Origin of the sequence: Halopseudomonas sabulinigri, from assembly GCF_900105255.1 — a bacterium.
Classification (GTDB): Bacteria; Pseudomonadota; Gammaproteobacteria; order Pseudomonadales; family Pseudomonadaceae; genus Halopseudomonas; species Halopseudomonas sabulinigri.
Map to the genome: position 1 here is coordinate 468800 of NZ_LT629763.1, position 16363 is coordinate 485162.

The following is a 16363-nucleotide window of genomic DNA, read 5'->3' on the forward strand; positions in this document are numbered from 1 at the left end:
AAAGCAAGTCGCGTGCGCGGTTTTATTTTCAGCTGCGCAGCAGGTCACGTGCCCAGACCTTGCCTGACCCCTTGCCGGCATTCAGAGCAGGGGGCTGAGAAAGAACACGCCGCGCTCCAACACCCGTGAAGCACGTGAGCGTTGCTGCCAGTCCGCCAGTAGCAGGCGATGACTGTTGGCCTCATAGCCATCGAGTAGCTGGCGGATACTGGCGCAGCCCTCTGGCGAAAACAGCGCTACGGTGAGCTCGAAGTTCAGCTGCAGACTACGAATGTCCAGATTGACGCTGCCAACCAATGCCAGCTGGTCATCCATCAACATGGCCTTGGTGTGCAGCAGGCCGCCACGGAACAGGTGAATTTCCCCGCCAGCTTCCAGAAACCGCTGATAGAACGCGCGGCTGGCCCAGCCAACCAGTTTGGAGTCGTTACGCTCGGGGATCAGAACCTTGACCCTGACGCCACGCTCGGCGGCCTGACACAAGGCGTTGAAGATGGCTTCCGAGGGCACAAAGTAGGGAGTGCTGATGGTGATGCTGTCGTTCGCACGATAGATGCTGGAAAGTACCGCCTGGCCGATCAGGTCGTCACCCACCCCAGGGCCGGAGGGCAGAATCGACAGCCATTTATAGCAGGCCGGCATGCTTGGCGGCGCCGGTTCCAGGCGGCGCAGGCCGGTTTCAACCTCCCAGTCCCAGGCAAACACCTTGTCTAGACCGCGCGCGGCCGGACCGTCGAGGCGCAGCATGATGTCGACCCAGGCGCCCACGTTGGCGTCCTTCTTGAAGTACAGCGGGTCGGCGATGTTCATTGAGCCGCTGTAGGCCACGCGCCCGTCGATCACCACCAGCTTGCGATGCATACGCAGATCGATGCGCTGTGCCAGGGCGCGCAGCAAACGTACCGGCAGGGCTGGCACTACTTCAATACCGGCATCGATCAAACGCTTACGCCAGGGTGAACGAAAGAACGGACGGCTACCGGCGTGGTCAATCAACAAAGAGACTTTCACGCCGCGCGCGCTGGCCTTGATCAGTTCTTCACTGAGCTCATCCACGCGCCCGCCGGGAAACCAGATATAGGTTTCAATATGAATGCTGTGTTGGGCGCTCCGCACATCGTCGCACAGGTGGGAAAAGATCAGCTCTGGTGTGTCCAGCAGGGCCATCTGCTGATATCCCAGTGCGCCGATACCCATGCGGGTGGCCAGCAGTTGATAGATGCCCTGGGTCAACGAGTTGCCGCCCATGGGCGGCGCCTTGGTGGCAGCAAAGTCACTGGCGATGCTGTGCAGAAACGGCTCGACCATCGCCTCGGCGCGTCTGGCGCGCTGCTTGCCCAGGTTGAGCTCGCCGAACATGAGATAAAGCACGGCACCAAGAACGGGAAGAATATAAATGACCAGCAGCCAGGACAGTGTGACGCTGACGGGGTTGCGCCGTCCAACTACACGCAGCGTGACCGCTGCGGTGAAAAGCCAGTAGAGTACCAGCAGCGCCACGCCGAGAATATTTTCTACATTTTGCATAGTTGAGCGGTGGGCCTGCGCCAAGGTGTAAGTGCGCTCAATCTAGCAGGATTTACCTGTGCCGTTAAGAATCAGACACAACCGAGCAGAGAGGCTCACTGAATGCTGCCATTTTCCTTCGTTGATCGCCTGCGCTATGTCATTGAGCGGCAATTTGTCAAAGGCGCGCATTATCAATTACTGGTAGTAGCGGGCTTCATCGCACTGATCTCGCTGGTTGGCGGCTGGCTGGCGTGGCCCTCGGCACCCGAGGGCGGCTCCCTGGCAGATTCGGTGTGGTGGGCCTTCCTGCGACTGACCGACCCGGGCTACCTGGGCGACGACGAGGGCACTTGGCGGCGCATTGTGTCCACCGGGCTGACGATCAGCGGCTATGTGGTGTTTCTCGGTGCCTTGGTAGCGATCATGACCCGCTGGCTGATCGATATGATGGTCAAGCTGGAGCAAGGCCTGACGCCGGTAACCGTACGTGACCATATTGTCATTCTCGGCTGGACCAATCGCACCATTCCCCTGGTGCAGGAGATTCTGGATGCCAGCGGCGGCATTCAACGCCTGTTGAAAGCGCGTGAAACCAAACGCTTGCGTCTGGTGATTCTGGCCGACGAGATCAATGCCGATCGGGTGCAAGAACTGCGCGAGATTCCGCAGATACGCCGCGCCATGGGCAACATCATTCTGCGTTCCGGCACGGCATTGCAGCCCGAGGACCTGGATCGAGTGGCGTGCCTGCAGGCCGCAGTGGTGCTGATTCCCGGCCGTAACCAGTCAGGTAATACGCTACTGACCGGTGACGTGGAAACCATCAAGGCACTGCTTACCCTACAGGCGCAGGCGTTGTTGCGCAGCACACCGCCGCCATATGTGGTTGCCGAAATAGACGATATGCGCAAACTCAACGTATTGCAGCGCGCCTACTCTGGCCCGCTGGAGGTGATCGCCAGTGATGCCATGGTCAGCCGCCTGTTCGCGCAGTCGTTGGTGCATCCGGGCATGCCGGAGCTGTTTGGCGAGGTGCTGACAGTACACGACGGCAATGAATTCTATATTCGCTCGACCGATAACTGCGTAGGGCAGAGCCTGGGTGAAATTGGCCGTCACGCACCGCAAGCGATTGTCTGCGGTCTCATGCGCCCACATGGCGACAGCTGGCGTACCTGGCTCAACGCGCCGACCGAAGAGGTGATTCGCAAGGGCGATAAGGTAGTAATGCTGGCCCGTGACTATGCGCACGCCGAGCCGCAAAGCACTACGGAGCAACCGCTGCGGCCGTTGCAGCGTACTACTCAACCCTCCAGAGCGGATGTCGGCGGTCTGCGCCGGCTGTTGATCCTGGGCTGGAATCGCCGGGTTCCCGCGCTGATTCACGAGTTGGCAGGCTACGCTAACTACCGTTTCGAGGTGCACGTAGTGGCGGTGGTCGACCCTGATCAGCGCGCCGCTCAGATCAGCGCGTACAGTGAGTTGACGGCGGGTGTCAGCTGTCAGCACACCCAGGCCGACTATATGGTTGAAGGAGCGCTAAGGGATTTGTTGGCGCAGCGCTTCGACAGTGTGCTGTTGCTGTCGTCCGACCGCATGGATTCGGGTGAAGAGGCCGATGCACGCGCTATGGTAGGTTACTTGGTGGTGGATGAGCTGCTGCGCGAGCGCAGCCACAAACCGCAGATTCTGCTGGAGCTGAGCGACCCTGCCAACGAGGCGCTGGTGGTGCGCAAGCGGGGTGAAAGCATCGTCAGCCCAATGATTCTCAGCCATCTGATGGCACAAATTGCCCAGCGTCGAGAACTGGGGCTGATGTTCGAGGAGCTGTTCACCACCGGCGGAGCAGAGATTGTCTTTCGGCAGCCCGCTCAGTATTCAATGCAGAGCGTAACCACCTTCGCTGATCTGGAGGCGGTCATCGCGCTGCAAGGTGAAACCGCGCTGGGCGTGTATCGCCACAAGCCCGACGACGAGGGTCGGCGGCTGCATTTGAACCCGCCCCGTGATCAGCCGTTGAAGCTGAGCGATGCAGATCAATTGGTGATATTGACCACCTTGCCGGCGAGCTGACCGGGGAGCCAATTCAGAGGCAATTGTCCGGCTTGGGTAGCCCGGCCAGCTTGGCAGCAAACTTTGCCGGGCTACCGGGGAACAGGCTCAGCAAATAAAGGCTGGTGCCTTTGTCCTTACCCAGTTGTTGGCCAACGTACTTGACCAAGGGGCGCATCGCCGGTGATAGCTGATAGGTGTGGTAAAAGTCGCGCAGCACCAGCAGCACCTCAAGGTGCGCCGGTGTCAGGGTAATGCCTTCCTGTTCCGCCAAGGCCGCCGCAGCGTCCTCCGACCAACACTGCAGGTCGAGCAGAAAGCCCTCACGGTCGACCGCGACAGGCCGGTTATCGACCATGATAGTCTGGCTCACCAGCTGAGTACCTTGTTGTACTGCGTGCATAACTGCACGAAGGTTGGGTAGTCAATAAGGCTGACCCGCTTGGGGATGTCGTCCATCGCCATGCCCCTGGCGACCACGTCGCTTTCCAGCGCATAAAGACGCACGCTGGCGGGCAGCAACTGCAGGGCGCTCAGCGCAGTAGTCCGGGGCAGCAGGGCATAAATACCGTCTTCAATCAGCAGCAGCCCCTGCTTTGGTCCCATCACGCGCAGGCTACTGGCAAAGCGGCTGCAGTCCTGTGGGGCGTGGCGCAACACGTGCAACATGGTCAGGCTCCCGAGCAACAGGCCGTCACAGGGTGACAACCTGATCGTAGTGTTCCAGCAGGGTGGCGATCTCAGACCCTTCAACTGGTTTGACCGGCAACATCAGTTGGCCAGGCTGCAGGCCACGCTCGCTGAGAGAGTGCTGGCAGACAAAAAGATCGTCGACCCCAAACATCGGCAAGGCCTGCAAGTTGGCCGCCAGCGATTTCTGCTGGATGACGGCGGGGTCCTGCCCCTTGAGCAGCTGCAGTACCCCGGCATCGAGAAACAGCATGCCGGCCGGGACGCCAAAGGCAGCTGCGGCCAAGGCCAGATCCAGCGCTTCGCGGGCAGCGGCTGCAGTGGGGGAGTGGCGGCTGATGACCAGCAGACTTTTCAGCTCAGGTTCCAAAGGTCACCGCCCGGTCTGCCGTCTGCATGGCATCGACCCATTGCCCAAGGCCAGATAATTCCCAGGGCTCGCCACTGTTGGCTGCCGGGCGCTCCCAGCGGTAGGCTTCGGCCTCGTTCAGCACGCCACGACGCAAAGCAGCAGCGATGCAGACCACCGCATCAAGTTGATTGTCGCGGATGAACTCACGCCATTGCCTTGCTAAATCAGCCTCGTCCTGGGGTTGCACGGCTAGGCTTGAGGCAAGGTGCACGGCATCACGGTAGAAGAACAATCTGCTGATTTGGTGACCGCCGGCAAGCACGGCCTGGGCAAAGCTCAGGGCGCTGCGGGCGGCCGGATCTTGCGGCCCGGCGAGCAAGGCGATGGCAAATTTCATGCTGTTTGAATGCTCTGAAATAAAAATGGCTCGCCGTTGCGGGCGAGCCATGGAGTATAACCCAGCGACAGATATCAGTCGTCGTTGAAGGCGCCAATCAGGCTCAGCAGGCTGAGGAACAAATTGTAGATCGAGACGAACAGGGTAATGGTCGCCATGATGTAGTTGTCTTCACCGCCGTGGATGATAGCGCTGGTCTGGTACAGAATCACCGCAGAGGAGAACAGCACAAAGCCAGCGGAAATGGCCAGCTGCAGGCCGCTGATCTGTACGAAGAAGCTGGCAACCACTGCCACCAGCAACACGACAAAACCCGCCATGATGAAGCCGGACAGGAAGCTGAAATCCTTGCGCGAGATGATCGCGTAGGCAGACAGGCTGAAAAACACCAGCGCGGTCATGCCCAGCGCCAGGGTCACCACAGAACCGCCATTAGGCATACTCAGGTAGGCGTTAAGGATGGGCCCAAGCGTGTAACCCAGAAAGCCGGTAAAAGCGAAGGTGCTGACCAGGCCCCAGGCAGAGTTGCGCAGCTTGGTGGTCAGAAACAGCAGCCCATAGAAGCCGACCAGGGTCACGATGATACCGGGGTAGGGTAGATTCATGCTCATGGAGACAAAGGCAACCAGAGCCGAGAAGGCCATGGTCATGGCCAACAGCGTGTAGGTGTTGCGGAACAGCTTGCTGACTTCCGCTTCGCTTACCGCGCTATGTTGCAGAGTTGAGTGGCGTTCTTGCATGTTCATGCACAGCTCCTGTCGTGATAAATCAAATAATCCATTCGTTACTGCCAGATAATACGGGTAATCGATGTCAAATCAAGGCAAGCCTGCGCCGCAACTATTACCATTCATGTTCAAATGCGGCCGCCCGCAGATTTTGCGCCAAAAAGCTTGTAATAAGTTGGTCACAGGTACTCGTACCCCATTGACTCATCAGCAATTTCCGGTAGTATTGCCCGCCGTGGAGGGATGGCAGAGCGGTTGAATGCACCGGTCTTGAAAACCGGCGTAGGTTAATAGCCTACCCAGGGTTCGAATCCCTGTCCCTCCGCCATACAAGTAATGAAATCAATGACTTACGAGTGAGTTTGGTTTCTTGCCAACAAAAGCCCCAACATACCAGCAACGGTTGTTGGGGCTTTTTTGCGTCTGGTCTGCCACCGATGTGATTATTCTTGCGACGATGTTAAATGTCGGCATCGAAGCGCAGGGCACAATTGGATCCCGGTTCAACGCATACCTCTCCGGTTCTTGGATTTGGTGCGGATCACGTGGGTTGAAGACGGACGACCACCTTTGCTCGGGACTTTGACCAGTTTTAAAGGAGGTAACCAGTCTTTCTGCCTACCCAGCGCTTCAACCAAAATAACGATAGTGCGTTTGTAGTCGACAGCAGTGGCGGCGCTGTACTCGGCCAATCTTTCATTCCTGACGTATTGCAGATGCTTGAGTTTGATCTGCTCGGGTCGCTTAACCTCAGGAAATTTTTCATTGATAATCCTGCATATTTTGTTCAGGCGACCGATGACTTTTCTCTGGGCGATCTCAGAGTATTTGCCGTCAAAACGCAGACGCTTTAGAACTTGGCTGATATTCATCAATATCCACCCACATAGCAGCTAGATATTTCGACCCTGCCATGACCTAGAACACGGGCAACTTCTTCTCTAGCTTTTCTATCGAGCTCTCGAGGTACATTACGGCCGCTCATGGGTTGTGTGCCTGTGGCAGACTCATAAACGTCTGCAGCAAACGCCGCGCGCAATTCTCGATAGCTGATAATGTCGAAAGAATGCAGCACGCGACGACACCTATTGAGCTCACGTTGGTAAAATGTTTTGACCGTTTCGGTTTTCGCTAGCAGACATCGGGAACCGATTGGGCGGGTCCCCAGTGCGAACTCGAGTGACTCTATGCGCTCAGGCGTCGCCGATAACCAACGATCTTTGCTTTTACGGCCGCCTTTGCAGCCTTCCAGAATACACGCGCCACCAGTGGTTATGACCTCGCAATGCATGCGCTGGAGATCTTGCAAGGTGGCCTCCTGAGCGCGCATGCCCCAATGGCGAGCCAACAAAACTACCGCTGCTCCTCGTCGATCCCCTTGGATTAACATCCTCGCGACCGCTTGGTATACGGCTGCTTGATCTGCGTTGGCAGGCTCCTTACGGACATGGCTTCGAGACTTATTCAGGACGCGTAGCGCTGACAACTCGATTTTCGAGTTCCTGCGCATCGCGAACAGTACTGTGTTCGCGGTCGAGATCAGGTTGTGCGCGTACGCGATAGAAATTCTTTTGTCGACAATGCCGTCTGGCCACACGAAATCGCCTTGCAAACGATCCCTCAGGTACTCCCCGTACAAATCGAGTGTCGATTGGGTAATCAATCGCGCGTCCACCAATCCGTTCTTTCTGCAGAACCTTGCAAAAATCCGTAGCCGATAGTTGTGCGTTCGCCGGGTGCTGTAATGATCACGCTCGCCGTAAAAAGAGTTTACTGCCTGGGACATCGCATATCTGAGCTGGCGACCGAAACCAAAATTTCGCTTAGCCCCTCGCTTGATAGGTTGTTTCATAGATGCTCGTTTCCTTTATTTGTTGGGGGGTGCAGCTTTGCGTGGCGATGCGCTCCAGGTGGGGCAGGGACGCATTGCTTTATCGCTCACCACGCACGCGTCCCTGCCCCTAACCGGAGTTAGATTTTTAACCATTTGAGGTTTCCTCATAGGCGGGTGGACGGTTGTGTGCCGCTGCTAGCACGATTGAATCTGCTGCGCCGGAAACCGATCCCTGGAGAGGAGCGGGGGGCGTGGGCTGGCTCTTTTCATCGAGGCCGTGCAGCAGAATTGGGTGCCAGAATTATCTGGCTGAATTTTGACTAGATCGCTCGACATGCCGGGCTGAAAACCCGGTGGCGGAGGCCGGTCGATTGAGTTTTGTCCAGGTTTATTTTCCGTTTTAGTCCGGAAGTGATTCGTATCTTATTGATACTGTTTGGGTATTTGTATTTTAACGGGTCCATCTCTTAAACGTTTGGACCATTAAAAAAAACCGCCGCGGTATATAGATATCGCATGACGGTGCTTAGAATCAGGCCATAAAGGCATTGGAAAGCTGTAGCTTTCAGCGTCCAGCTCACCAGCCCTTTGGCATTTCCTCAAGGGGATGGTGTGTATCTTTGGGCCGCAGAGGGTTGTCCCGCAGTCGTCATGGATGACCGCGGGCTTTGGGCATGCTTTGCCATAGGCAGAGCTTTCATAGAGATTTGGCCGTGGCCAAAATTCAGATGCTGTTTTTGTACGTGCCCAGCTAGCGCGTCAGGCTCGGCCTGAAGAACATTTAGTGTCGCCGAATTTCGGTGTCTTGGGACTCGTCTAAATGCTGAGTTTGGCGATTAACTCGTGGAAGTTGGTATTGTCTCCTGACTATCCGAGGATAGTCAGGAGTGAAGGGACAGGCTCGAACTACGTGAGCATCTCCAATCAAAGGCTTTAGCTAAGTGTCAGAGCTGGAGTCGCTGTCCGAATCGAGATCCGATTTAATGCGCTGCAAGAGCGTTTGAACACTCACTCCCTGTTCCTCTTTGAGGTATAAAGCGACCAATGCTGAAATTGGATGGACTCCTAATTTTTTTGATATTTTCTCAATCTCGTCGATGCTGTGCTCTTTTAACTCAAGCCCCAGCTCGCTAGAAATTTGCCGATGTTTCATGTTTTAAATCTCCTGAGTTGACTACGTTTTTGGGTTCGGAATCTGGCCATGGTTAGCGTGTTTGTGAGTCAGGTTTCATTAAAACAGACACTCGGAAAACTCAAAATTAACACTATAGTGTGCACTGTCGAACGGCTTATACACTCGACGAGTTGCTTCGACATCTAGAAGAACAGATGAAAGGCTGGCACGGTCTGGCAACGCTGCGCGGCCACGGCATTAATGCGAGGCCGCTCTCGACAATGGATGCAGTCAAGTCAATTGCCGAGAATGCACATACTGGGCAGCCGATCGTGGTCAATCCGTGGGCTGAGGCTAGCCTACGTAGGGGCTCTGAGGATGCTGGAGTACCTGTTCTCTAACAGTCGACGACATCGAGATCCGATTCAACTCGCTCGAAGAGGGCCTCAATCGTAGTACCCGGATTTCCAGCCAAATAGGTTGCTACCATTATTGATACCGGATGGATTTCCAGCACGTCTGAGATCTGCTGAATTTTATCGATGGTTGGAGACTTCAATCCCCTCTCTAGTGAGCTCATATAGGTCCGGCTGCTAATGTCTGAAAAATCCTCTTGGGAGAGATTTCTCTTATTGCGGAGTTGCCGGAGAGCGACGCCAAATGCCTGCTTGAGATCCATATTCCACCCAGAAAATGGTCTTGATACAGTCTTTGAACACTATAGTGCTACAATCTATAGGGTTCGCAAATGGTGTGAGGCGAGCTTCAGGATGCATACGTTGGCCAAATAGGGAGATCTTGCAGGCGTCCATAACCCTGGTCAGTATCAACGTCGACCGGAGCAATTGAATAAAACCGCGTATCAGTTTTGACGAATTTATGCGTGAACATGAACACAATGGCTTTGTGTTATCGCGAGATATGGCGGCGCCTGGATAGCTCAAGCAGTCAGTTCAGGTCTACCGGTGCTGAGAACCTGACAACCCGCTATCCATTCCGTAAACCGATTTGAAATTTAATCGACCTCCGACATGGAGGCCTCTGGAGTGACAGATGACACTGCCACATGAAAGGACAAGATCACTTGTTCAAGCTGGAGAATTGCTGGCCGAGATTTCCAAAGATCATTCACTTCCGGATGAAATAAGGGCTCAGGTCAAAGTGGTCCTGCGCCATTACCCATCGAGTAAAGAGATTTTGCTCATAGGTAAACGCGATGAAATGGCCGACGATCCTTTTGGGCCATGGCTTTCATCGGATACAAAAAGCTGAGAGATCCGATCTTGTAAGAAATGCAAAGCAGAAGCAGATCTTCCGAGCTCGACTAGGCAGGTTATGAACACTATAGTGCTACAGTCTATAGTATTCATTAAGAGGAGAGGGTCGTGTATTGGATGCGCAAAATGACCAAGCAAGAAGAGCAAGCCGAAGAGGGAACATGCTTATTAGATTTAGGCATCACTTCAAAAATCCCCGAGCTAACATTTGTTTTGGCTTATTTAAAGCTAGAGGATGAAGCGGGCAACTGGTCGCTACGTTCAAAAATGATTAATAACCTTGATGTCATCGCTGTCTTGAACGCAGAGGCTGCTGGTTATCGTCCGAGAGCTCACAGCATTTATGTCGTAACGCCAGTGCCGTCTGACTCAGGCCCTGCAATCCAAATGGAGCTAATCAAGGGGGTGGACACTGTGATGTTGGATATTTCTGGCTCTAACTGCTTTGGTCTCAGATGCGAAGTAGACGACAATACGATTTACAATTTCATTCCGATAGCAGCGACCGGCTCCTACAAAAAAGCCGATTTAAATTGCTAGCTCTCAATATCCGAGCACGCACTAAATCCTGCTGGCGGATGAAACGGCTTCTGATTTCGGCATCCGATTGCGTGGTGGGCGGCACTTCCTCCGAACGAAGTCACTCGCTTATATAGGCTTCAGAGTCTCCAGTGTGAGAATGATCAACGCCCTTATCTCGTGCTGCTTCTTTTAGACGCAATTTTAAATTGCACGCCCGGGGTAACTTTATGCCGTGGCTGGGCCTGACTGAGGATTTGCTCAGTGCCGTCGGGTAATTCGGCAACAATGAAACCGTTTTTTGACAGCACGACTGTTTGGCCAGAGCGCTTTGCTCTCTCGTAAGCCGCATTGGTGGCCAGAGCTGCCAGGGCTGGAAATTGTTCTTCAAGCTCTCGTATGGTTTCATCAGATAGTGGCTGTTTGGTGGATCTAGTCATAGCCTCTTCCTCCACGAACGTTTTTTGCTTACCTCGTTTGATAATAACCTAGTGAAAGCCATTGGCGCGGCTCTATCGACCTCTTTTACCTAGGCTCGATTTAGAATATTGAGCATCCATGAAATTTGGGACGATTCAGGCCGGGCCTACAGGCAGGCATGTCGACGTATAGCTCAGCGCATTAAAGTTTCCAATGCGTACGCGTCCTAGCTTACGCTTGTCAGCCAAACCTCTTTCGAGCTTTCTACTCCAACCCATTGGCGCTAAAGTGAGAAACCGTCGAAGTTCGCACGCAAGGATAGCCTCGGATGACATTGCCACCACAACCGAAAGGCCTGGTTTTTGACCTAGAGGTAGTGCCGGCAAAAAATGGTAAGCCTGATCGCATAATCATGATCGGTGGGTTAAGGCCTGATACCGGCGGCGAGCTCGAGCTCAAGGTTGGTAGCGATTCGGCAGATGCGCTGCGGAAGCTTGATGCACTCTCGCAAGGGGCCAGCTTTGTGCTTGGCCACAATTTGGTGGAGCACGATCTGCCAGTACTACAGACTGCGGTGCCAGATCTCGCGATGCTTCGCTTGCCGGTGATTGATACACTTCGGCTCTCGCCGCTGGCTTTTCCGCAGAATCCGTACCACCGGCTGGTCAAGGATTACAAGCTAATCCGTGACAGTCTCAATTCGCCTCTGGCCGATTGTCGTTCCACCCTGACCCTCTTTCAGGACCAGCGCGAAGCTTTCGGCCAGTTGCGCTCAACCCATCGCGATGAACTTCTCTGTTATCAGAGCCTACTCGCCCCGTCGATCTCTGGTGGCGATCTAGGGGCCTTCTTTGGCTCACTCACAGGCGCGACACCGATCTCGTTGCCAGAGGCGCTGAAGCTGGTGCCAAACCTGTTGATCGAAACCGACCCCACGCTGGACCGGGATCTCAAGGTATGTCGACCGGCGCTGGCTGTACTGCTTGATCATGTTGAAGCAGAGGAACATCTCCGGTGGGCCTTCGCTTATGCATTGGCCTGGCTGCGCGTCTCCGGCGGTAATTCGGTGCTGGCACCATGGGTCAGGTACCAGTTTCCTGCGGTCGTCGGCATGATCCAGAAGCTCAGAGACGAGCCGTGCGGTAGCGCGGACTGCCAATACTGTCGAACGACTCATGATCCCAGGCTTGAGCTCAAGCGCTACTTCGGATTCGATGATTTCCGATACGAGAGCCCCGGCAGCAGTCTCCAGCATGATGTCGTGCTGGCCGGCATGCAGGGCGAAAACGTGCTCGCGGTACTCGCTACCGGCGGCGGCAAGTCGCTCTGTTATCAGTTGCCAGCGCTGAACCGATTTCATCGCAACGGTAGCCTGACGATTATTGTCTCACCGCTGCAGTCGCTTATGAAAGATCAGGTGGATGGCTTACTGACACGCAACGTGCAGTGCGCGGCAGCGCTCAATGGTCTGCTTACCATGCCTGAAAGGGCAGATGTGCTGGAGAAGATCCAGCTTGGGGATATTGGCATTCTGCTTGTCTCCCCCGAACAGTTTCGCAACATGACCTTCCGCAAGGCGATTGCCCAGCGGCAAATCGGCGCCTGGATCTTTGATGAGGCGCACTGTTTGTCCAAGTGGGGTAACGACTTCCGGCCTGATTACCTTTACGTCGCCAGATTCATCCGCGAATTCAGCGGCGACCAGCCCGTTGCCCCGATCGGCTGCTTCACCGCCACGGCGAAACTTGATGTTCTAGGAGATATCGAGGAGCATTTTCAGGAGATGCTCGGCTTGACCTTCAAAAGCTTCATTGGCACGCATGAGCGAACCAATCTGAGTTTTGAAGTGCTGCCCTGCCTTCGTAACGAAAAATGGGCGCGCATCAACCAGCTGCTCTCTACAGAACTTGGTGAGCAGGATGGCGGCGCGGTAATATTTGTTGCGAGCCGGCGCAAAACAGAAGAGCTGGCCAGTTTTCTCATAAGCCAGAACTGGTCATGCAGGCACTTCCACGCTGGCCTTGAGCCCCACGAAAAGAAGGACATCCAGGAGTCGTTCATAGGCGGATCGTTGCGAATCATCGTCGCGACCAATGCCTTTGGGATGGGCGTAGACAAGCCGGACATCCGGCTCGTCGTGCACGCAGACATCCCCGGCTCGCTGGAAAACTATCTTCAAGAGGCGGGCCGGGCAGGGCGGGACCAGGCACAGGCACGTTGCGTGCTGCTATACGACCCCCAGGATATTGAAACCCAGTTTGGACTCAGCGAGCGCTCGAAGCTCAGCCTGCGCGACATCCAGCAGATTCTGCGCAAGCTGAGGGTGGAAAGCACCAAGCGCAAGGGTGGCGAGCTTGTCATTACTGCCGGAGAGATACTGCTCGATGATAACGTCGATACCAGTTTCGATATCGATGATCAGGACGCGGAAACCAAGGTTGTCACGGCAGTTGCCTGGCTTGAGCGGGGGGAGTACCTCAAGCGTGAGGTGAACAAGACGCAGATATTTCCCGCCCGCCCGGGCCTGAGCAAGGAAGAGTGCGACAAGCGCCTGAAACAGGCGAACCTGTCTCAGCGGCGCCGTCAGGAGTTCGAAGCCATCCTGCGCTTTCTGTTCTCCGCCTGCCCGGATGAGCGCATCAACACCGACCAGCTTATGGCCCTCACAGGGCAGACGCAGGAAGAAGTCGCCGGTGCGCTCAAGCAGCTGGAAGAGCTCGGGCTGCTGGTCAACGATGCGCAGCTCACCCTCTATCTTCGCCACGGTACGAGCGATTCGGCCACGCAGCTTCTTGAGCATTCACTTCAGCTCGAGAAGGCTCTGTTCGATGTCCTGCGTGAGCAAGCTCCTGACGCTGATAGTGGTGCATGGCAGGATCTGAACCTGCAGCCGCTTACGGCGGAGCTGAAACAGCGCACGAATCGGCCAGACCTATTGCCCTTGCATGTGCAACGCCTGCTGCGCAGCCTTGCTCAGGACCGGGACGGTGAGAGCCGGCAGCGTAGTAGCTTCGAGCTGCGCCAGATAAGCCGCGACTACCTGAAACTGCGGGTACAGGTCGGCCACGATTGGAACAAGCTTGAGGCGCAAGGCGCAAAAAGACGCGCGATCGCCAGCAAGGTGCTGAGCTTTCTGGTGGACAAGATCGCCCCTGGCGTCCGCGGCAAGGATCTGCTGGTAGAAACGACCTTCTCCGAACTGCTGGGAGTGATCGAGCAGGATCTTGCGCTCCGTCATGAAATCCGCCTGGAGCAGCGCCGCAAGGCGATCGAGCATGTCCTGCTGTATATGCATCTGCAGGAAGTGCTCACCCTTAATCACGGCATGACGGTAATGCGCCGCGCGATGACTATCGACATTAACCCGGAAAAACGCGGCGTCTATCGCAAAGAAGACTACCTCCGGCTCGATGAGCATTACCGGGAGCGGGGTATTCAGGTCCATGTCATGCGTGAGTACGCCGAGATGGGCTTGAAGGGAATGGCCACGGCACTGGGGCTGGTGCTCGATTATTTTAGCCAGGGCAAGAGTGAATTCATCATGAGGTACTTCGCGGGGCGCGAAAGGACTCTGAAACTGATGACCAGCGAGGCGTCCTGGCGCACCATCGTTCATTCACTTAATAGCGCTCAGAAGCAGGCAGTGACAGATGACGATGACCGCAACTGCCTGCTGCTCGCTGGGCCTGGCTCCGGCAAGACGCGCGTCATCGTCCACAGGATCGCCTATCTGCTGCGGGTCCGCCGGGTGCCAGCCAGTTGCGTTGTTGCGCTAACGTTCAACCGCCACGCTGCCAATGAGATCCGCAAACGCCTCTTTGCGCTAATAGGGCAGGAGGCTTACGGGCTAACGGTTCTGACCTACCACAGCATGGCCATGCGCCTGACAGGCACCCGATTTGAACGCGGGGCGGAGGTCAATGAAGCAGAGCTCAAGCGCGTGCTGGAAAACGCCGTTGAGCTGCTTGAGGGTAAGGGCCACGCGGAGGGTGATGATGACCTGCGTGAGCAGCTCATGCGGGGGTACCGCTACATATTAGTGGATGAGTATCAGGACATCGACGAGATGCAGTATCGGCTGGTTAGTGCCCTGGCGGGGAGGACCACCGACGACGAAGGCAAGCTATGCATCATGGCGGTGGGCGATGACGACCAGAATATCTACGGGTGGCGCCAGACCAGCAACCAGTACATCGAGCGCTTTACTCAGGAATACGAAGCCAGCATCTCCTATCTGATAGAGAATTTTCGCTCGACCGGCCACATCATCAACGCGGCCAACCGCGTCATCCAGGCCAACCCTGATCGCCTTAAGGCAGAGCATCCCATAGGGATAGACAAGAAGCGTGTGACTGCGCCAGCCGGCGGCAACTGGGAAGCGCTCGACCCCGTCCGGAGGGGCAGGGTGCTGCGCATCCAGCTACCGGCAATAGATCGGGATGCTGGTAACCTGCAGGCGCAAGCAGCGGCCCGCGAGCTAGTGCGGCTAACGAATCTGGAAGGGTTGGACCTGAAGGGCTGCGCAGTGTTAGCTCGGTCACATCGCTATCTCGCACCTCTGCAAGCCTGGTGCGAGCAGAACGGCGTGCCTTATCACTTGGCCGCCAACAAGGACAGCGCGCTCCCGCTTACGCGCCTCAGGGAGTTTGTGCAGGTCGTGCGCATGATAAGTGCACATGAAGAAGCGTTATCACCTGCAGACTTGCAGCAACTGGTCGAGGCCCGCGAGTTCAGCACGCAGTGGCGCGCATTCTTCACGGCCGCAGTAGAGCAGATGCAGGTCGAACTCGGAGACTCCAAGTTCTCCGCCGCCACCCTGGTGGACTGGCTGTATGAATACGCACGGGAAATACGTCAGCAAACCAGTGAAGGGCTTTACCTGGGTACCGTCCATTCCGCCAAGGGGCTGGAGTTTCGGCATGTGGTGTTGCTCGACGGCAGCTGGAAAGTAACGGCGGACCAGCTAAGCGATGAAAGAAGGCTGTACTACGTCGGCATGACCCGGGCTGAGCATAGCCTGACGATCTGCGAATACCCCGGAGGGAACCCGTTTAGCCATGCCCTCGCAGATAGTGCAATAGTCGAAAGCTTCACCGGCACTCATGATCCACAGATTGAAGTGCAGTACCGACAGCTGACCCTCAGGGACGTGGACATCGGGTACGCGGGCAGGCATTCCGCGAATGATTCGATTCACAAGGCATTAGCCGAGCTGTCCATCGGGAATGAGATCGAGCTTCGGCCAGAGGGTGACCGTTATCTGATGGTTACTGAGGAAGGTTGGATAGTTGGGCGAACGGCGAGATCTTTCAAGCTGAATGCACCCCCGCGAAAATGCGAGGTAATGGGTATGGTTGTCCGCTATGCGGCGGACGGGGAGGAGCATTTTAGGAAGGGGATGCAGGTGGAACAGTGGGAGGTGCCGGTTGTGCGGGTGGCGTTTGTCGGCTGAACTATTGTGCTGAGGCCTG

The 16363-nt window shown here is 55.8% G+C and carries 15 protein-coding genes and 1 tRNA gene; 5 read left to right on the forward strand and 11 right to left on the reverse strand.

Annotated features, from left to right (window positions below):
* Positions 1-81 precede the first annotated feature (81 nt).
* On the reverse strand, positions 82-1527 hold the full coding sequence (gene cls / locus BLU26_RS02055) for a cardiolipin synthase (protein WP_092283387.1): 1446 nt from the start codon (positions 1525-1527) through the stop codon (positions 82-84).
* A gap of 102 nt (positions 1528-1629) precedes the next feature.
* On the opposite strand from cls, the gene BLU26_RS02060 reads away from it, so the two are divergent.
* Entirely contained in the window at positions 1630-3582 is a 1953-nt protein-coding gene (locus tag BLU26_RS02060) for a CASTOR/POLLUX-related putative ion channel (protein ID WP_092283389.1), read from the forward strand.
* Between the two features lie 13 nt (positions 3583-3595).
* On the opposite strand, the gene BLU26_RS02065 is transcribed toward BLU26_RS02060, so the two are convergent.
* From BLU26_RS02065 to BLU26_RS02085, 5 genes are all read right to left on the reverse strand, one after another.
* Complete coding sequence (locus tag BLU26_RS02065; RefSeq protein WP_231702035.1) at positions 3596-3919, reverse strand: TusE/DsrC/DsvC family sulfur relay protein; 324 nt, start codon at positions 3917-3919, stop codon at positions 3596-3598.
* 11 nt (positions 3920-3930) lie between these two features.
* The gene (gene tusB / locus BLU26_RS02070; protein ID WP_231701990.1) at positions 3931-4230 is read right to left on the reverse strand and encodes a sulfurtransferase complex subunit TusB; all 300 of its coding nucleotides are present in this window, start codon (positions 4228-4230) and stop codon (positions 3931-3933) included.
* Positions 4231-4255: 25 nt separating this feature from the next.
* Positions 4256-4621 carry a sulfurtransferase complex subunit TusC gene (gene tusC, locus BLU26_RS02075; RefSeq protein WP_231701991.1) on the reverse strand — a complete coding sequence of 122 codons (366 nt, stop codon included), beginning with the start codon at positions 4619-4621 and terminating at the stop codon, positions 4256-4258.
* On the reverse strand, positions 4611-5000 hold the full coding sequence (tusD, locus tag BLU26_RS02080; protein ID WP_092283393.1) for a sulfurtransferase complex subunit TusD: 390 nt from the start codon (positions 4998-5000) through the stop codon (positions 4611-4613). The genes tusC and tusD overlap by 11 nt, the downstream gene beginning before the upstream one ends.
* Positions 5001-5074: 74 nt before the next feature.
* On the reverse strand, positions 5075-5740 hold the full coding sequence (locus tag BLU26_RS02085; protein WP_092288327.1) for a Bax inhibitor-1/YccA family protein: 666 nt from the start codon (positions 5738-5740) through the stop codon (positions 5075-5077).
* A 225-nt stretch (positions 5741-5965) separates the two neighbouring features.
* On the opposite strand from BLU26_RS02085, the gene BLU26_RS02090 reads away from it, so the two are divergent.
* Positions 5966-6056 (forward strand) — tRNA-Ser (locus tag BLU26_RS02090).
* Positions 6057-6231: 175 nt separating this feature from the next.
* Here BLU26_RS02090 and BLU26_RS02095 read toward each other — a convergent pair.
* From BLU26_RS02095 to BLU26_RS02110, 4 genes are all read right to left on the reverse strand, one after another.
* Positions 6232-6600 carry a hypothetical protein gene (locus BLU26_RS02095; protein ID WP_092283395.1) on the reverse strand — a complete coding sequence of 123 codons (369 nt, stop codon included), beginning with the start codon at positions 6598-6600 and terminating at the stop codon, positions 6232-6234.
* Entirely contained in the window at positions 6600-7580 is a 981-nt protein-coding gene (locus BLU26_RS02100; RefSeq protein ID WP_092283397.1) for an integrase domain-containing protein, read from the reverse strand. The genes BLU26_RS02095 and BLU26_RS02100 overlap by 1 nt, the downstream gene beginning before the upstream one ends.
* Positions 7581-8499: 919 nt before the next feature.
* On the reverse strand, positions 8500-8715 hold the full coding sequence (locus BLU26_RS02105; protein WP_092283399.1) for a hypothetical protein: 216 nt from the start codon (positions 8713-8715) through the stop codon (positions 8500-8502).
* 358 nt (positions 8716-9073) lie between these two features.
* Positions 9074-9355: a helix-turn-helix domain-containing protein gene (locus BLU26_RS02110; RefSeq protein WP_092283401.1), complete on the reverse strand. Its 282-nt coding sequence runs from the start codon at positions 9353-9355 to the stop codon at positions 9074-9076.
* A gap of 374 nt (positions 9356-9729) precedes the next feature.
* Between BLU26_RS02110 and BLU26_RS02115 the strand changes: the two genes are divergently transcribed.
* A complete protein-coding gene (locus BLU26_RS02115) occupies positions 9730-9948 on the forward strand; it encodes a BPSL0761 family protein (protein ID WP_092283403.1) in 219 nt (72 codons plus the stop codon).
* Between the two features lie 131 nt (positions 9949-10079).
* A complete protein-coding gene (locus BLU26_RS02120; protein WP_157719279.1) occupies positions 10080-10493 on the forward strand; it encodes a hypothetical protein in 414 nt (137 codons plus the stop codon).
* A 152-nt stretch (positions 10494-10645) separates the two neighbouring features.
* Here the strand turns inward: BLU26_RS02120 and BLU26_RS02125 are convergent, their stop codons facing one another.
* The gene (locus tag BLU26_RS02125; RefSeq protein ID WP_092283407.1) at positions 10646-10912 is read right to left on the reverse strand and encodes a hypothetical protein; all 267 of its coding nucleotides are present in this window, start codon (positions 10910-10912) and stop codon (positions 10646-10648) included.
* A gap of 308 nt (positions 10913-11220) precedes the next feature.
* Here BLU26_RS02125 and BLU26_RS02130 point away from each other — a divergent pair, with 308 nt between their 5' ends.
* On the forward strand, positions 11221-16344 hold the full coding sequence (locus BLU26_RS02130) for a RecQ family ATP-dependent DNA helicase (protein WP_092283409.1): 5124 nt from the start codon (positions 11221-11223) through the stop codon (positions 16342-16344).
* Positions 16345-16363 lie beyond the last annotated feature (19 nt).

Bases quoted from the DNA above. Each gene is read 5' to 3' on its own strand.
- cls (WP_092283387.1), bottom strand. From the start codon at position 1,527: ATGCAAAATGTAGAAAATATTCTCGGCGTGGCGCTGCTGGTACTCTAC.
- BLU26_RS02060 (WP_092283389.1), top strand. From the start codon at position 1,630: ATGCTGCCATTTTCCTTCGTTGATCGCCTGCGCTATGTCATTGAGCGG.
- BLU26_RS02065 (WP_231702035.1), bottom strand. From the start codon at position 3,919: ATGGTCGATAACCGGCCTGTCGCGGTCGACCGTGAGGGCTTTCTGCTC.
- tusB (WP_231701990.1), bottom strand. From the start codon at position 4,230: ATGTTGCACGTGTTGCGCCACGCCCCACAGGACTGCAGCCGCTTTGCC.
- tusD (WP_092283393.1), bottom strand. From the start codon at position 5,000: ATGAAATTTGCCATCGCCTTGCTCGCCGGGCCGCAAGATCCGGCCGCC.
- BLU26_RS02085 (WP_092288327.1), bottom strand. From the start codon at position 5,740: ATGCAAGAACGCCACTCAACTCTGCAACATAGCGCGGTAAGCGAAGCG.
- BLU26_RS02095 (WP_092283395.1), bottom strand. From the start codon at position 6,600: ATGAATATCAGCCAAGTTCTAAAGCGTCTGCGTTTTGACGGCAAATAC.
- BLU26_RS02100 (WP_092283397.1), bottom strand. From the start codon at position 7,580: ATGAAACAACCTATCAAGCGAGGGGCTAAGCGAAATTTTGGTTTCGGT.
- BLU26_RS02105 (WP_092283399.1), bottom strand. From the start codon at position 8,715: ATGAAACATCGGCAAATTTCTAGCGAGCTGGGGCTTGAGTTAAAAGAG.
- BLU26_RS02110 (WP_092283401.1), bottom strand. From the start codon at position 9,355: ATGGATCTCAAGCAGGCATTTGGCGTCGCTCTCCGGCAACTCCGCAAT.
- BLU26_RS02115 (WP_092283403.1), top strand. From the start codon at position 9,730: ATGACACTGCCACATGAAAGGACAAGATCACTTGTTCAAGCTGGAGAA.
- BLU26_RS02120 (WP_157719279.1), top strand. From the start codon at position 10,080: ATGACCAAGCAAGAAGAGCAAGCCGAAGAGGGAACATGCTTATTAGAT.
- BLU26_RS02125 (WP_092283407.1), bottom strand. From the start codon at position 10,912: ATGACTAGATCCACCAAACAGCCACTATCTGATGAAACCATACGAGAG.
- BLU26_RS02130 (WP_092283409.1), top strand. From the start codon at position 11,221: ATGACATTGCCACCACAACCGAAAGGCCTGGTTTTTGACCTAGAGGTA.